Genomic DNA, 14,958 nt, shown 5'->3' with positions numbered 1-14,958 from the left:
AGCTCGGCATGGGTTCGAGAACTGCAATCGCGCTGCGCACCGTCTCCAAGGCGGGGCTCATGCGCCGGCGGCGATTCCGCTCTCGCTCACCGACGGTTCGGCCCCGTTACACAAGACGCACATGGGGCGATCATAGGTTTTCCAACGTGAACTTCTATACTACAGCATGCAGTCGAACGACTCCCCCTCCCTTCGATTGCCTGCTGTACAAGCAGAAGCGACGCTTCGGCGTCGCACCCCCTCCTTGTGGCCCGGCGGAGTTCCCCTCTCCCCGGGCCGTTCTTTTATCTCCGCATATGCGATTCCGCATCCCCGCTGCGAGCTTGCGGGCGAACGCGCGCCTAAGCTTCTCGGCCGTTCCGCCGCGCAGCGGGACTGCCGGGTGTACTATGAGCGAATGACAGAGCAGCGTTGAGGAGGGTTTATGACGAACATACAGGAAGCCGTCTCCCGGCTGCCGCTGCCGGCGGTTCCGGCCACGCTCGGCCTGCTCGTGCTGAGCGGATATTACGACTCGCTCGGCTTCCCGCTCGTGCACGCAGTCGCCGCACTGGCTGCGGCCGTCGTCGCGTTGGCATACTGCCTGAAAATCGCGTTCCATCTGAAAAGCGTCGTGGCGGCCGAGTACGCAAACCCCATGCTCGCCGCGCTCTACCCCACTCTCCCTATGCTCGTTATGGTGCTGTGCGCCTACGGGGCGAGCATAGCACCCGGCGCCTGGACGGCGTTCAAGATCGTGTTCTTCGCGATGCTGGCGCTCCTGTTCGCCCATGTGGCGGTGTTCTTCGTGCGCTTCTTCGTGAAGCGCTTCGAATGGAAGACGTTCATGCCCAGCTGGTACGTCACCACGAACGGCGTCATGGTGTCCACAGTTGTAGGGATGGCGTTCATGCCCGAACCGCTTGCAGCCGGAATCGTGGTCTGGGGCATCGGCATCTATCTGGCGGTGACGCCGTTCATGCTGTGGCGCATGAGACGCTGCGAAGTCGCTGAAGCTGCAATGCATTCGCAGGCCATCATGCTCGGGCCGTGCAGTATGTGCCTGGTCTCGTACGTGAACGCGTTCGCAGAACCGTGTCTGCCGATCGTGGCAGCGCTGTTCGCCTGCGTCGCCGCATCGCTCGTGTACGTCGTGGCCAAGCTGCCGAAGTTTTTCTCAGTCGCGTTTCATCCGGGGTATGCGGGCATGACGTTCCCCATGGCCGTGGGGCTGCTGGCGACCGACCGGTTCGCGTCCGCTTTCGCCGCCGCCGGATACTCGGGCGCAGCCTGGGCGGCGCAGCAGCTCGCCGGCGTGCAGCTGCTGCTGGCAACCGCCATCATCTCCGTCGTCGTAGCGCGTTTCCTGGGTTTGCTTTGGGCGAGCGTCAAGCGGAGCCGCACAAGCGCCCGGCTTGCCCCCGAGCAGACGGCGGCACTTGGGGCGCTGCGCGCGTATCTGCGCAGAGGCGCACGCGATCTGGAGAATGCAGCGGCGGCAGAGGCGCATGTGCCCATAGCCGCAGGCATCGCATGCGACGCGCCATGCGACGACGAACAGGCGCACGCAGGCGCTTCGTAGCCGCCGCCCATTCGGGCTGGATCGCCGACCAACCATCGGATCGAGCGGGCGGTTTGAGCCGTTCGGCTTCCGAACCGTTGCATTATCGTAAATATGCATGCTACCGTGTACGCATGCGTGACAAAACGACATCAGGATTCTCTTCCGGACGAGACATGCGAACCCCGCATGCGAACATGCGCCGCCCGCGTCGGGTGCGCGGCGAGCTCCCACGTGTCTCGATGCGGCCGATGGGCGCCGCACCGGTATACATCGGTTCGCACCAGACGGCCTCCTTTTGGTCGCGCATGCCTCGGCCCCTCGCGCTTGCCGCCGTCGGCGCGCTCGTCGTCGTATTGGGTGTCTTCGTCGTCCCAGGAGTCTTGCTCTCGGCAGAAAGCGCCGCGGCAGACCAAAGCGGCTTGGTCGGCCCGCTTTTCTCGAGCGAAGAGGAGGATGCGCAAAGCGAGCCCGCTTCGACTGCCGAATACGCGCCCTCTATCGAGAGCCTCGACGCCATTGCAGATCCCGGCACGAACATAACAGGATTCTCCCTCGCAGCCGAAGGCACGGGTCGTACCCCTTCGCTTGAGCCCGGCCAGCATATCTCTCTCGAAGCGGCGCTCCTCCCCTTCTCCTACAATGAGCGCACCGTCGGGTTCTGCTTCTTCGATCTGCAAACAGGCAGCGGCTACGCGTACAATATCGATGCCGAACTGTACGGCGCCTCGTCGTTCAAGGGACCGTTCTTCATCTACGCATGCCAGGAGGTTCTCGAACCGGGAAACCGATCCATCTCCTCCATCGACCAGCTTGCCGCCGACACCATCACCTGGTCCGACAATACGTCGTATTATCGGCTCCGCCGGGCATGCGACGGATACGGCTCGGTCAGCCTCGAGCATTGGCTTTCGAACCTGCACGTCGATCCGAGCCTTGCCAACGACACCGCGTTTCCCCATTACACGCCGCGCGACTCGCTCAAACTCTGGATGAACGCGTACCAGTACCTTGAGTCAGGCGATCCTGAGATCGTGGAGTGGGCGCAGCAGCTCCTGGGCAGCACGGAGCGCTCCATGATTAGGGATGCCGTCGCGCCGAAGGAAGACGGGACTGAAATTGCAATCTCGATCGACGAAAGCTCGCAGGGAGCAGAGCGCGTGCTCTCCGCAGCCGATAGCGCCTACGAAGCTTACAGCATCGCCATCGAAGAGCCGAGCGAGCCTATAACGGTGTATGACAAGGCCGGCTGGATCAGCGGAGAGGATACGAACGCCACCATCGATGCCGGCATCATCGTCGAGGGCGATCGGGCCTATCTGATGACCATCATGACCGACGTTCCCGAGAGCGAGACAAACGACGCCTTCGTGTCCGGCATCGCCAAGGCGCTGTGGAACGCCCGCGGTACGCTGGGCGCCTGAATGCCCGAATGCGCAAAGCCGCCACGCGCTCAACCCATCCTGAAACGACGCCTCTTTTTTGAAAAGCACTGGCGCTTCGAAGGTTTGATGCCGCTCGCTTCTTTTGCCGATCCCGTCCTGGCTCCTTCCCGTTCACCGTGGATGTCGCGTTCAATCGACGGTGCCGATTGCTTCTATTTGCCCAATCGATCAGCGGCTTTGCAGTGATACCGGAATTTACCTATTTGTTACTTTCAAGCCCCCCAATTCACAAAACATGCATGGCTTGCACATATCATCTGCAATGTCAAGCTTTATACTGGCTACAGCAAACGAAAGAATCCCCTCCTTTCAGTTTGTTTCTGCTTACCCCTTAAAGCAGAAGCGGTGTTACGACACCGCACATCCCCTCCTTGTGGCCCGGTGGAGCTCCCCTCTCCCCGGGCCGATCTCGTTTTCGGCGACGAATTCGCTCCCGGCCGGCAACTCGCCCTCCGCAGCTCGAACCGCGCACCGGACGCATGCTAGAATCTGGCTTCAAACGCCGATTCCGATGACAGGAGGCTCTATGAACATCGTCGTCCTCGAAGGATACGTGAACAATCCCGGCGACCTGAGCTGGGATGCACTGAAGCGCTACGGGAACGTCACCGTGTACGATCGCACGCCGCGCGAAAAGCTTGCCGCTCGCGTGGTCGATGCCGACGTCGCCGTGTCGAGCAAGATCGCCTGGGACGCCGAAGCGCTCGCATGGGCGCCCCACCTCAAGATGATTGCGCTCACGTCCACCGGTTTCAACGTGGTCGACCTTGACGCGGCGCGTGAGCGAGACATCGTGGTGTCCAACGTGCCCGCCTACTCCACTCCCGATGTGGCGCAGATGACATTTGCGCTCTTGCTGGAGCTGTGCCTGCACGTAGGCAAACATTCCAGCCTCGTCATGGACGGCGCCTGGACGCGTGCGAAAGACTTCTCGTTCTGGGACACGCCGCTTGTGGAGCTGGCGGGCAGGACGTTCGGCATCGTCGGAATGGGCAGTATTGGACAAGCCGTATGTCGCATCGCGCGCGCGTTCGGCATGCCAGTGGTGTTCGAGAACCGCTCGCCCAAGCCTCAGCTGGAAGGCGACGACGTGCGCCAAGTGGACCTCGGTGAATTGCTGGCCGTGGCGGATGTGGTGTCGCTGCACGTACCCGCCACGCCCGATACAAAAGGCATGATGAACGCCGCGACGCTCGCGCGCATGAAGGACGGCGCCTTCCTGCTCAACACCGCACGCGGCACCCTCGTGGACGAGCAGGCGGTCGTGGACGCGCTGCGCTCGGGCAAGCTGGCCGGCTTCGGCGCCGACGTGGTGTCGGCGGAACCCATGCGCCCCGACAACCCGCTTCTGCAGGCGAAGGGCATGAACATCGTGATCACGCCCCATATCGCCTGGGCCACCCACGAGGCACGGGAGCGCCTGCTGGCCACCGTCGCCGCAAACGTGGGAGCCTTCGTCGAAAGAAAGCCGCAGAACGTGGTCGACTGAACCGCCGAGCGGCGCCGCGCCCCGTGCGCCGCATCGGATACGGCGCTCCGCAGATGCGCCCTCGAACGGGCGAGCCCGTTTCGAGGGCGCATCTTCTCGCGCCGCGAATTGTCTCAAATCGTAGCCTTGCGTCGCGCGGCGCGGAGCTTCGCCGTCCGGCCGGCGAAGCCTCAGTCGGCAGGAATGCTCTTCTTGGAAACGAGCGCGAGCGATCCGAATACAGCCACGAGAATCGCGCCCGCGATGCCGATGACAAACACATTCGAGAAACCGGCAGCGTCGACGACGAAGCCCCATACGCTTGCCGCAAACGCCCCTGCGAACGAGCCTACCATCGAAATGCGCGAATAGATGGTAGAGTACTCGCGCGTGCCGAAGATGGTGCGAACCACAAGCGGAGCGAGCACGGTTGCGCTTGCGTAGAATACGCCGAACACGAATCCGCCGGCCAGCATCGCCGGCACCGACCCCGGGACGAGCCACATGATCGCGAGGCCGATCACACCGCAGCCCGTGGACACGAACAGCCCGGCAAACACGCCGGCTTTGTCGTTGATGATGCCCAGCGCCACTTTGCCGATAGCCTGACCGAGCATGGCAGCCGACGCGAGCGTAGCCGAAATGGCAACGACGTCCGGGAACTGCGTAAGCGACGCCGCATACGAAGGAAGATACTGATAGAAGTTGATAGCAAGATTAATCAGACCCGCAAAGATGGCCACAAGAAAGAACGCCGCCGTCTTCATGGCCACCGATGCCGTCACGCCGAAGAGCGCGGCAGGCGCTGCGGAGCCGTCAGCGGCCTCTTCTGCTCCAACCGGATCGAGTCCCATATCGCTCGGATAGCTGCGCACGCAAAACAACGTGAACGGCAATGCCAGAACCAGGGCGATGACGCCGAATACCAAGTAGCCCATGCGCCAGCCATCGGGACCGCTCGCTATGAGGGCGCCTCCCACCAAGTTGAACACCACGCCGCCGATGCCGGTGAACGCCATGCACAGCCCGATAAAAAAGCCCACATTCTTCCTGAACCATCGATTGACGAGCGTCGGCACGGCGAGAATAAGCAGCACGGCAAGCCCGACTCCCATGAACGCCCCGGCAATGTAGAACTGCCACACCTGGTTGAAGAACGACATGCAGATAAGCGGCACGCCGATAAGGATTACCGCGGCCGAAAGCACCACGCGCAAATCCTTGCTTTCCATGAGCTTTCCTAAAAACGGCAGAGAGAACGTCGTCGAAAGCAGCATGATGGTGAGGTACAGCGCGAACACGCCCCTCCCCACACCCAGCGCCTCGCTAACCGGCGTGAAGTATATGCCCGCGCAGCTGAGCGCCAGAGCGCACGGCGCGAAACAGCCGACGATGCCGGTCGCCACGACCAGGTAAGGAAAAAAGCTCTTCTTCCCCTGAGTACCCATTCCAACCTCCTCTATACGATTGATGCGATCCCCTCGGCGCGCTTGGACGAAGGCGCAGAAGCCTCGCAGGCATCATGACTGCTCCGATGGCGTTTCCTTCTGCGCTTTCTTCCAGATCCTGAGTGCTTTCGGAACGCGCTTGCCGAAGGCCATGATCGCCGATCTGCTCTCCTTGATGACCGGCCAACCCTCCGCCACATCCTCAGGAGCCACCACCACGTCCATACGCATACTGCCCAAAGCCTTGCAATCCATAATCAGCTTTCCGTCCTCGAACCTCATGCTGTACACTTCGACGACCGGGCTTCCATCCTCTGTACGTGCCGTGATCGAAGGCTTCTTCTTCGGTTTTCCAGCCATGATCCAGATCCTCCTCAGGCGAGGCTCGCGCCGGGGGCGCCACAGAGGCGCCCCCGGCGGTGCGAGCCTATTTCACAATGTCGCGGAAATCGATGCCGTAATCTTCGAGCACCTTCTGAACGCCCGCGCGCGCACCGGCCGCGATGCCGCCGCCGGGATGGCTCGAGCTGCCCAGGAAGTACAGGTTCTCGATATCGCCATGGTACTGGTGTCCCTTGCCCACGATGGGACGCATATCGTACATCTGGCTGGGCTGCATGCCGATCTGGCCGATGTCGCCATGGAGGAACGCGGGGTTCCATTCCGTGTACTCAAGCGGCGTCTTGCCCCACTTCGCGATGATGTCGTCGTCGGTGATGTTGGTGGTCATGCTCTTGAAGAAGTCCCACACCTGCTTCTTCAGCTCGTCGCCCTTCGTCTCCCAGTTGCGCCAATCGCCGTCGAGGTTCCACGGCGCATAGCTGTACACGTTCACCACGCTGTGGCCTTCGGGGCAACGCGTCGGATCGGTGAGCGACGGGATAGTGATGAGGGGCAGCCTCGGGCTGAAGCAGCCGAGCGTGTACTTGCTGAACGTCTCGAGGTACTCGGCCTCCCAGGGGGCGGCTTCGATGCAGAACGTCCCGTACACCTCGGGGCCCGTCTTGAACTCCGGCACCTTGCTCAGCGCGAAGGCCTGGTTGAGGGCCATGAAGTCGTTGTGCTTGAGGATCTTCACGTAGTGGGCGTCCTCGGCCGGGGCATCGTCGCCCAGCATGTCGAAGACGGACTTGATATTGATTGTGCTGACGATTGCGTTCTCGGCAATGTACTCGTCGCCGTTCTTGGTGCGAACGCTCTTGACTTCGCCGCCCGCCACTTTGATCTCGTCGACCCACGCATTCTCGAACAAGTCGGCCCCGTTGTCTTCGCAGCAGGCCTTGAGCGCGTTCACGAAGTTGATGCATCCTCCCTTGGGGAACGGTGCTCCGGGGTTTGAGGGATCGTGCAGAGCGGACGTGAAGTACAGCAGCGTAGCCGTGCCGATGGCGCGAGGATCGATCATCATCTCGGTGCACCACCGGGTGAACGTGACGCGCGCCTGCTCGCTTTCAAACCATTCCTCCACGATCTGCTGCGCGGAAGAATTGAGCACACGCTGGAACTCCCGCCCTTCGGGGCTCATGCTCATAACATTCATCATGGCGCCGTACTTCGGCGGCGGCGCTTGAGATCCGACGCCTGCGACGGCAAGCATGTTGCCCATGTACTGGCTGAACTTGCGATACGTCTCGGCGTCCTTTTCCGAGAACTTCGCAATGTTCTGGCACGATTGATCGAGATCCTTCGTCATGATCAGGTTCGTGTCATCGGGGAAGATGGAGCAGAACAGCGAATCGAGATAACAGTATTCCAAACCGTATTTGGAGAACAGCCCCAGCTCGTCACCGCGGACGATGGGAGTCTTCGAGATCATATTGTGCACCATGCCGCCCGTATCGGCGATGTAACCCGGCGCGATTTCTTCAGAGCGCGTGCCGCCGCCGAACTCGGCGTTCGCCTCCAAGCAGCACACTTTGAAACCCGCCTTCGCCAGATACGCAGTGGTCAGCAGGCCGTTATGACCGCCTCCGAGCACGACGAAATCGTACGTTCCTCCAGCCATGTCTCCTCCTCTGATCTAGATTGGACCTTGTTCCTCGAGGTAGCTGAAGTGTATGAATTTGTGCGGATGCATAAGAATAACCACATCGCAGGAACTGGGTTCAAGCTGAAGAAATCCATGACCAGAACCGAGATTATGGGTGGTACCGCAGGTATCAAGACCCACAATCAGAAAACTGGGTTGATAAAAAACGAATTGTTTTTTGTGCACCATTTTATAATGGGCGTACTAACCAATCCCGAAATCCGAACTGAACTCGATGCCCTTCGCAAGGAGTGATAGCATGAGTGTCAAAGGTGCCCGAAGGCAGGAATTCGCCGACACGTTCATGCACCTGGTCACGGAAACGCCGTGCAATCATCGTGTGAGCGTCGTCGACATCACGAACGCCATCGGATGCGAGCGTAAGACGTTCTACTATTATTTCGAGAACGTCGACAACCTTGTCATCTGGATATTCCGTTCTGCGTTCAAGAAGATAATCGAAACGCAATTCGCCGAATATCCGCAGGTGAAACCTCATCCTGAACTGCAAGATCCCTACGATGACTGGCCGTTTTACGTGCGGATAGAAACGGAGGACCGGTTTCTTGCGCAGGGCCCGTACTTCAAGGCGATCACGTATCACTGGGTGGACAATCGGGTGTACTACGCGAACATGTTCCGAACCGACGCGAATTCGTATAACAATCTGTTCGAGTACCTGGTGAACCTATATGTTCCCACCATAAAGGACGACATTCTTTTTATGCTGGGGAACAGGCCCACCCCCCCCCGGACGTCCTCAATTTCCTTGCGGAGTACCATGTGATGGGTATTTTCGGAAGGCTTCAGTGGCACTTCGGCCACACGCGAAAGGACATCATGCAAGAGGCGCTCAATCCATACTGGAATTACGCGCACACCTGCATCAAGCACACGATCGACGGCCTGGGATCAGAACGGGACGCCCTCTAAATTCGGTACGAGGGCGTCCCGCGGCATCGGGCTTATCGCCGCTCGGCAGCGCGACGGAACAGAACGTTGTTCGTTTCGAGCCAGCTTTCCACCGTGCCCGTGTCGAAGCCGTCGGACGGGTCGATGACCAGCGCGTACATCTCCTCCTCGCGCAGTACGGCGTCAAGCGCGTCGGTCAGCTGGATCTCGCCGCCCACGCCGGGCTCCACGTCGGCCAGGAGCTCCATCACGCGCGGCGAGAGCAGGTAGCGGCCGAACACGGCCAAGTTCGACGGCGCGTCCTCGAGCGCCGGCTTCTCCACGAGCGCGTCGACTTTCCATACGTCCGACTCGCCCTCCACAGCTGCGCCCGCGATGACGCCGAAGCGGCTCACCTGGTCGTCGGGCACTGGCATGACCGCAATCACGCTGGCGCCGCCGTGCGCGTCGGACACCTCCTGCATGCGCGGCAGCATCTTGTTGTCGGGCACCAGCACGTCGCCCAACAGCACGTAGAACGACTCGTCGCCCGTCTTCTCGGCCGCGCAGCGCACGGCGTGGCCCAACCCCAGCGCCTCGTCCTGGTACACGTAGCTCACGTTGTAGTTGCCCACCCGCTCCACGAGGTCGGCGTACGCGTCCTTGCCGCGGGCGCGCAGCAGCTCCACCAGCTCCGAATTCGGCGAGAAGTGCTCCTCGATGGCCTTCTTCTCGCGGCTGTTGATAATGACCACCTCGTCGGCAGCCGACGCGAGGCCCTCCTCCACCACGTACTGGATGGCCGGGCGGTCGACGACGAGCAGCATCTCTTTGGGCTGCGCTTTCGTGGCGGGCAGGAAGCGCGTGCCGAGACCGGCAGCGGGAATGAGAGCCTTCATGGGCGATAACCTTTCTCTAAGCTGAGCGGACAGACGACATCTGAGTCGTCGCAGCACATTGTTCCACACGAACCAAGCGCTCGTGCTCGCAGTCAATACACGCGAAACACCGCGCAAACAGTGCTCCGACTTCGTTCGATGCGCTATTGTAGCACGCGCAGACTGACGGTCGCCGTCCTGCTAATCCGCACGCCTCTCAGCAACAGCCTCTTCCAATACCGCCATCTGCGCCTCGGCTTTTTTGTACCCCACCATGATGATGAGCACGTACACGAGCAAAGCAACCCACATGAGCACGTACGCTCCGATGATGAAGGGCATTGACGGGACGATGGTGCTGTATATCTCGGTGAGAATCGGATTCATGGTTTGATCTCCTTCTATCTCGTAGGTCGAACGTATGCGTCAGCAGGTTTCCCGCAGCGCTCCGAGATGCCATGATGTGCGGCCGAGCATGCTTTGTAGGCGATGCCAAGCGCACAGGCGGCAAGGCGACGCGCTGTGGGAAACCGCAGCGTCGAACCGCCCCTCCGTTCAGCACACGAAACGCCGTACTGCAGAGAGCGGCGGGACGCTCAGTCTTCCAGCTGCTCCTTCAGCACCTCAACGCGCTCGGTCAGCCGGACCTGCCGGAAACGCAGGCGGTACAACGCAAACCCAATCATCGCGATGCCCGCAAGGCAGAACATGAGCGTGATGCCCATATCTCCCGACATGCCGCCCTCGCGCACGACCACCGGGTGGATACTCGACGGGATGAGGCGCGTCACCATGAAGCAGATCGGCACGTCGATGAGTGCGATGATGCTGAGCACCGCGCCGAATGTCGCACGACGCTCCGGCTCGTCGATGGCGTTGCGCAGAATGAAGTACGCGATGATGATGAGCATGAGGATGAGGTACGTGGTCAAACGCGGATCCCACGTCCACCACACGCCCCACTCGAAACGCGTCCACAGATCGCCCGTGATCATCGTGCATGCCACGAAAAGAAGTGCGATCTCCATCGCGATCTTCGAGCACGTGTCGAAACGGCGGTTCCGAGTCATAAGGAACCGCACCGCGTAATAACCTGCGAATCCGAGCGCCACGAACGACGTGATGGCCACCGGCATATGGAAGTAGAATATCTTCTGCGACAGTAGCACCACGTTGGTGACCATCTGGCCCCCGATCATCTCGGCGCCGTTCACCCCAGCGCCATTGACGGGCGAGGCCCACAAGAACGCCAGCAGAAAGCCGATCGTCGACAACACGATACCCACGACGAGCACCGCCGGCGCGATCCGGTCGGGCCACTGGCCCGCCTCCGGCAGCTTGGGCGCCTTTTTCGTTACCTCGGTCATACGGCTCCTCTCCTAAGCGCTTATCACAAAATCGTACAGTACCCACGAGGCGAGGATCATGATCACATCGTAGCCTCCCGCGAGCGCCAGCGACGTCAACAGCACGTCCGCGTATCCCTCCGCTCCGACGATTGCCGCGCTGGTGGCCGACACGCACGCGTACAGTAGCGGGAACACGAGAGGGATGAACAGCACCGCCAGCATCACGTCCTTGCCACGCGTGTTCACGGTGATGGTGGATAAAAGCGTGCCGATTCCTGCCACCCCGACGGTGCCCACGACAAGCGGCACTGCAAGCAGCCAGAAACTTTCCGAGGGCGTGGTCGTGGTTAAAAAGAAGAAGTAGAACAGCGGCACGGCGATCACTTCCACCGCCAGCAAAAACAGGAGGTTCGACGTCGATTTTGCCAGGAACACCACCGAGCGATCCATCGGCACGAGCAGAATGCCCTCTAGGCATCCCTGCTCCTTCTCGTGAGCGAACGAGCGATTGAGGCCTAGAAGCGATGTGAACACGATAAGCGCCCACAAAAGGCCGCCGCTCATCTGCAGGATATCGAGCGTGCTCGAGGTCTGCGCGAGTGCAGCCCCGTACACGACGAGCACGAGCAGCGCATAGATACCCATGGAGGTAAGCATCTCTTTCGTGCGGAACTCCTGCTCCAGGTCCTTGCGCAACAGCGTCTTGTACTGCTGAAACGTTGAGGGCCTCTTGATGGCCACCCCTCCTGCCGTTCGGATGGCAGCCTCCTTCCGCGCCGCCATACTAGGCCACCCCCATACCGACTGTCGCGCGGTAGAGTCCCGCGAAATCATCGAAGTCGAACGCTTCCTTCTTGTCGAACGCGACCACCTTGCCCTTCGCCAGCACGAGCGCGTGCGTGCACATGGCAAAGCCCTTCTGCAGGTCGTGGCTCACCATGACGAACGTGCGGCCATCGCGCTGCTGCTCGATGAGCTCGTCGAAGATCTCGACCGCATGCGGGTCGAGCCCCGAATACGGCTCGTCCAGGAACACCACATCCGGGTCGTGGATGAGCGCGCGGGCGATGGAGAGACGCTGCGTCATGCCGCGCGAGAACGTGCGAACCGCGTCGAGGCGGCGGTGCTTGAGCTCCACCGCCTCCAAGAGCTCCATGACGCGCTCCTCTGGATCGACCACCCCGTACAGGCGCGCGTAGATCATGAGGTTCTGCTCCGCCGTGAGGTCCGGGTAGAGCATCGAATTGTGCGAAATGAGCCCGATGTGTTCGCGCGCCCTGTCAGGCTCCTCCTTCAGGTCGACGCCCATGAGCGCGGCCTCGCCCGACGTGGCGCGCGACAGCGTGGATAGCACGCGCAGCAGGGTTGTCTTTCCTGCGCCGTTTGGCCCAAAGATAGACAAGAATGCGCCCTGCGGAACCTCGATGGACACCTTGTCCACCGCCTTGCGGTTCCCGAACACCTTCGAAAGGTTCTTCGTCCTGATCGCGGCCTCCACGCTGCCCACGTTAGCCCTTCTTCTCCTCGTCGGCCAGGGCATCGACGATGCGCGCAGCCTCCGCGACCACGACCTTCTCCTCCACCACAACCTTCTCGCCGTCGCTCACCGCAACAGCCTCGTAGGCGGCGGCCACCACGACGCCATCCTGCCGGCCCGCGTTCGGCGCAGGCGCATCCCCATGCCCGGCGACGTTCTTGCCGACGTCCTGGCTCTCGTCGCCTTCACGCTTACGACGAGCGCCGCGACGGCCGAACGTGGCCACCACGATGCCCGCCATGAGCAGAGCAAAGCCGATCCATACGAGCGAGATGAGCGGATTCACCCGCACGTCCATCGAGAAGTCACCCGCGTCGTTGACGCCCCGATACACCACGAACAGGTCTTCCAAGGGGAACGAGATCACGCTCGCCACGAGCTTCTGCTGCTGCGTCGACTGCACCAGCTGGACGGTGGGATTCACCGAACCCACGTATTCGCCGTCTTTGTAGACGTCGAAGAACACGGTGTAGTCGATGTCGTCGCCATTATCCTGCTGCTCGATCGAGTTGCCGGTATAGGAGAGCGTGTAATCCTTGATGACAAAGTCCTCGGACGCGGTGTCCGTCTCGCTATCGTAGCCCACGTACCCCGTGACCTCGGTCACGTACATCGACGAACCGATAAGGCCGACAAGGATGATGGCCATGCTGAAGTGCGCCAGAAAACCCCCGAACGTCGACGCGCGATTTATCAGCATGCCGAAGGCGGCGGACACGATGCCGCCCCCCTTGCTCGCACGGTACGCGCGGATGCCCCGGCCCAGCATGAACAGCGAATTGAAGAACAGCGCGCTGGCCACGAGAAAGCCCACGACTGCCAAGCCGTTGTAATACCATGCCGGACCCTGTTCCAAGAGGCCCTCGGCCTCCGTTCCACCAGCAGCCACGATGGCCTCGTAGCCGGGCAGCAGATACGTGAAGAAATATACCATGAGCACGACAAACAGCACGAGGGCGCAGGCGCCCGGAACGCGAGCGCGCTTCCAGAACTGTGCGCCATCGGTCTTGCCCCATGAAAGCAGCGGGCAAACCGCCAAGATGGCAAGGTAGAGCACACCGAGGGGCCGCGCGATGGCGTTGTACGTCCCGGCCGACACGGTCTGGCCGCTGAACAGCACGAAAGGAATCTCGGGCAGCGCCGACGAGATGGTGAGGTACGCCAACAAGAAGGCGAACACCACCATGATGACGTTGTTGAAGTAGTACGCAGCGTCCTTCGACGCCATGCTGTCGACGTCGTCGCCCCCGGCGGTTCCCGGACCGAAGCTCTTCCAGCGCGCGATCAAACCGACGATGCCCGCCGCGATCGGCACGACGATGAGAACCCCGAACAGCGCCACCGACACCGGATCGCCCTCGAACGCATGCACCGACTGCACAAGCCCCGAACGCGAGATGAACGTGCCCACGATGACGAACGCGAAGGTCAGGCACGCGCACATCACGCTCCAACGCTTGAATGCGCCGCGCTGGCGGTACACGGTGAAGCTATGAATGAGCGCCACGCCCACGAGCCATGAGAGCAAACTCGCGTTCTCGACGGGATCCCAGCCCCAGTACCCCCCCCAGCCGAGCACAACATAGGCCCAGACCGCGCCCAAACCGATGCCGACGCCCAAGAAGAACCATGCGAACAGTGCGTAGCGCTGCGAGCGCACGACCCATTCCTTCGACGAATCGTTCACGATAAGCGCCGCGATGGCATAGGCGAACGGGATGGTGAGGCCGGCATAGCCCACGAACAGCGTAGGGGGATGGATGGCCATGGCCCAGTGTTCCAACAGCGTGTTCATGCCGTACATCGACGCCGCGGCCGTCAGCGTTCCGTCTGAGGTGAAGTAGCTGGCAGGCGTCACCGTGAACGGCATGTTGTTCTCCGAGAACAACATGACTCCCACGAAGGCGGCCAGAACAAGCTGAGCGACAAGCAGCGCCATGGAGTCCAGCTTGGCCGTGCGCTTGAGGTTGCGCACCGCAACCAGCGAGTTGAACGCGGCAATGAGCCACGCCCAGAACAGGAGTGACCCTTGGCGCCCAGCCCACAATCCCGACAGCTTGTACAGCCAAGCCATATCGCCTGAAGCATCGCTATGCTGGTTGAGCACGTACTCGATGGTCATATCGCCCGTCATGAAGCAGTACACCAAGACGCCGCAGCATACCGTGAGACCCGCGAACGACAGCAACGACGCCACGTGTCCACCCCAGGTGAGCGTGTCCCCGGTGTCGCTGCGCCCCGCACGTGACACGAGCGCGCCGGCCACGAGGCACACCACGGACACGACCACGCCCGCAAACGCGACGAGCAGTCCGATCAAACCGAATGTTGACATGCGCTATCCTTCCGAGGCGGCGCGCCGCCCATCGACAT

14 protein-coding genes are annotated in these 14,958 nt (G+C 61.3%); 5 read left to right on the top strand and 9 right to left on the bottom strand.

What is annotated here, in order from left to right:
- Window positions 1-424: 424 nt before the first annotated feature.
- From ABGT83_RS12840 to ABGT83_RS12830, 3 genes are all read left to right on the top strand, one after another.
- On the top strand, window positions 425-1,561 hold the full coding sequence (locus ABGT83_RS12840) for a hypothetical protein (RefSeq protein WP_346687957.1): 1,137 nt from the start codon (window positions 425-427) through the stop codon (window positions 1,559-1,561).
- Between the two features lie 287 nt (window positions 1,562-1,848).
- Window positions 1,849-2,964: a hypothetical protein gene (locus ABGT83_RS12835; RefSeq protein ID WP_346687956.1), complete on the top strand. Its 1,116-nt coding sequence runs from the start codon at window positions 1,849-1,851 to the stop codon at window positions 2,962-2,964.
- 547 nt (window positions 2,965-3,511) lie between these two features.
- Entirely contained in the window at window positions 3,512-4,474 is a 963-nt protein-coding gene (locus tag ABGT83_RS12830; protein WP_346687955.1) for a D-2-hydroxyacid dehydrogenase, read from the top strand.
- 170 nt (window positions 4,475-4,644) lie between these two features.
- Here ABGT83_RS12830 and ABGT83_RS12825 read toward each other — a convergent pair whose 3' ends face one another.
- The 3 genes from ABGT83_RS12825 to ABGT83_RS12815 form a co-directional block, all read right to left on the bottom strand.
- Entirely contained in the window at window positions 4,645-5,901 is a 1,257-nt protein-coding gene (locus tag ABGT83_RS12825) for an MFS transporter (RefSeq protein WP_103263937.1), read from the bottom strand.
- A 72-nt stretch (window positions 5,902-5,973) separates the two neighbouring features.
- On the bottom strand, window positions 5,974-6,261 hold the full coding sequence (locus ABGT83_RS12820; RefSeq protein ID WP_103263936.1) for a hypothetical protein: 288 nt from the start codon (window positions 6,259-6,261) through the stop codon (window positions 5,974-5,976).
- 67 nt (window positions 6,262-6,328) lie between these two features.
- A complete protein-coding gene (locus tag ABGT83_RS12815; protein WP_103263935.1) occupies window positions 6,329-7,906 on the bottom strand; it encodes a phytoene desaturase family protein in 1,578 nt (525 codons plus the stop codon).
- 283 nt (window positions 7,907-8,189) lie between these two features.
- Here ABGT83_RS12815 and ABGT83_RS12810 point away from each other — a divergent pair, with 283 nt between their 5' ends.
- Both ABGT83_RS12810 and ABGT83_RS12805 read left to right on the top strand, forming a co-directional pair.
- Window positions 8,190-8,717, top strand: a complete 528-nt coding sequence (locus ABGT83_RS12810; protein ID WP_346687954.1) for a hypothetical protein — start codon at window positions 8,190-8,192, stop codon at window positions 8,715-8,717.
- Window positions 8,714-8,863, top strand: coding sequence for a hypothetical protein (locus ABGT83_RS12805; protein WP_346687953.1), 150 nt, complete (start codon window positions 8,714-8,716; stop codon window positions 8,861-8,863). Before ABGT83_RS12810 ends, ABGT83_RS12805 begins: the two co-directional genes overlap by 4 nt.
- Before the next feature lie 32 nt (window positions 8,864-8,895).
- On the opposite strand, the gene ABGT83_RS12800 is transcribed toward ABGT83_RS12805, so the two are convergent.
- The 6 genes from ABGT83_RS12800 to ABGT83_RS12775 all read right to left on the bottom strand — a co-directional run bounded on the left by ABGT83_RS12800 (window position 8,896) and on the right by ABGT83_RS12775 (window position 14,920).
- Window positions 8,896-9,720, bottom strand: coding sequence for a UTP--glucose-1-phosphate uridylyltransferase (locus ABGT83_RS12800; protein WP_346687952.1), 825 nt, complete (start codon window positions 9,718-9,720; stop codon window positions 8,896-8,898).
- A gap of 180 nt (window positions 9,721-9,900) precedes the next feature.
- Window positions 9,901-10,086 (bottom strand): hypothetical protein, encoded by a 186-nt coding sequence (locus ABGT83_RS12795; RefSeq protein ID WP_103263931.1) that lies wholly within the window; start codon window positions 10,084-10,086, stop codon window positions 9,901-9,903.
- Window positions 10,087-10,295: 209 nt separating this feature from the next.
- On the bottom strand, window positions 10,296-11,066 hold the full coding sequence (locus ABGT83_RS12790; protein ID WP_346687951.1) for a cytochrome c biogenesis protein: 771 nt from the start codon (window positions 11,064-11,066) through the stop codon (window positions 10,296-10,298).
- A gap of 12 nt (window positions 11,067-11,078) precedes the next feature.
- Entirely contained in the window at window positions 11,079-11,831 is a 753-nt protein-coding gene (locus ABGT83_RS12785; protein ID WP_103263929.1) for a heme exporter protein CcmB, read from the bottom strand.
- 1 nt (window position 11,832) lies between these two features.
- Window positions 11,833-12,588, bottom strand: coding sequence for an ABC transporter ATP-binding protein (locus ABGT83_RS12780; protein ID WP_346687950.1), 756 nt, complete (start codon window positions 12,586-12,588; stop codon window positions 11,833-11,835).
- A complete protein-coding gene (locus tag ABGT83_RS12775; protein ID WP_346687949.1) occupies window positions 12,557-14,920 on the bottom strand; it encodes a heme lyase CcmF/NrfE family subunit in 2,364 nt (787 codons plus the stop codon). The genes ABGT83_RS12780 and ABGT83_RS12775 overlap by 32 nt, the downstream gene beginning before the upstream one ends.
- Window positions 14,921-14,958 lie beyond the last annotated feature (38 nt).

It is taken from the genome of Enteroscipio rubneri (assembly GCF_963929405.1).
Taxonomy (GTDB): Bacteria; Actinomycetota; Coriobacteriia; order Coriobacteriales; family Eggerthellaceae; genus Enteroscipio; species Enteroscipio rubneri.
Note: the sequence above shows the minus strand (reverse complement) of the source record. Positions and strands in the feature narration are given on the sequence as shown.

Coding starts and splice junctions, on each gene's coding strand:
- ABGT83_RS12790 (WP_346687951.1), bottom strand. CDS start 11,066: ATGACCGAGGTAACGAAAAAGGCGCCCAAGCTGCCGGAGGCGGGCCAG.
- ABGT83_RS12835 (WP_346687956.1), top strand. CDS start 1,849: ATGCCTCGGCCCCTCGCGCTTGCCGCCGTCGGCGCGCTCGTCGTCGTA.
- ABGT83_RS12800 (WP_346687952.1), bottom strand. CDS start 9,720: ATGAAGGCTCTCATTCCCGCTGCCGGTCTCGGCACGCGCTTCCTGCCC.
- ABGT83_RS12785 (WP_103263929.1), bottom strand. CDS start 11,831: ATGGCGGCGCGGAAGGAGGCTGCCATCCGAACGGCAGGAGGGGTGGCC.
- ABGT83_RS12840 (WP_346687957.1), top strand. CDS start 425: ATGACGAACATACAGGAAGCCGTCTCCCGGCTGCCGCTGCCGGCGGTT.
- ABGT83_RS12775 (WP_346687949.1), bottom strand. CDS start 14,920: ATGTCAACATTCGGTTTGATCGGACTGCTCGTCGCGTTTGCGGGCGTG.
- ABGT83_RS12820 (WP_103263936.1), bottom strand. CDS start 6,261: ATGGCTGGAAAACCGAAGAAGAAGCCTTCGATCACGGCACGTACAGAG.
- ABGT83_RS12830 (WP_346687955.1), top strand. CDS start 3,512: ATGAACATCGTCGTCCTCGAAGGATACGTGAACAATCCCGGCGACCTG.
- ABGT83_RS12810 (WP_346687954.1), top strand. CDS start 8,190: ATGAGTGTCAAAGGTGCCCGAAGGCAGGAATTCGCCGACACGTTCATG.
- ABGT83_RS12780 (WP_346687950.1), bottom strand. CDS start 12,588: ATGCCCTGGCCGACGAGGAGAAGAAGGGCTAACGTGGGCAGCGTGGAG.
- ABGT83_RS12815 (WP_103263935.1), bottom strand. CDS start 7,906: ATGGCTGGAGGAACGTACGATTTCGTCGTGCTCGGAGGCGGTCATAAC.
- ABGT83_RS12795 (WP_103263931.1), bottom strand. CDS start 10,086: ATGAATCCGATTCTCACCGAGATATACAGCACCATCGTCCCGTCAATG.
- ABGT83_RS12825 (WP_103263937.1), bottom strand. CDS start 5,901: ATGGGTACTCAGGGGAAGAAGAGCTTTTTTCCTTACCTGGTCGTGGCG.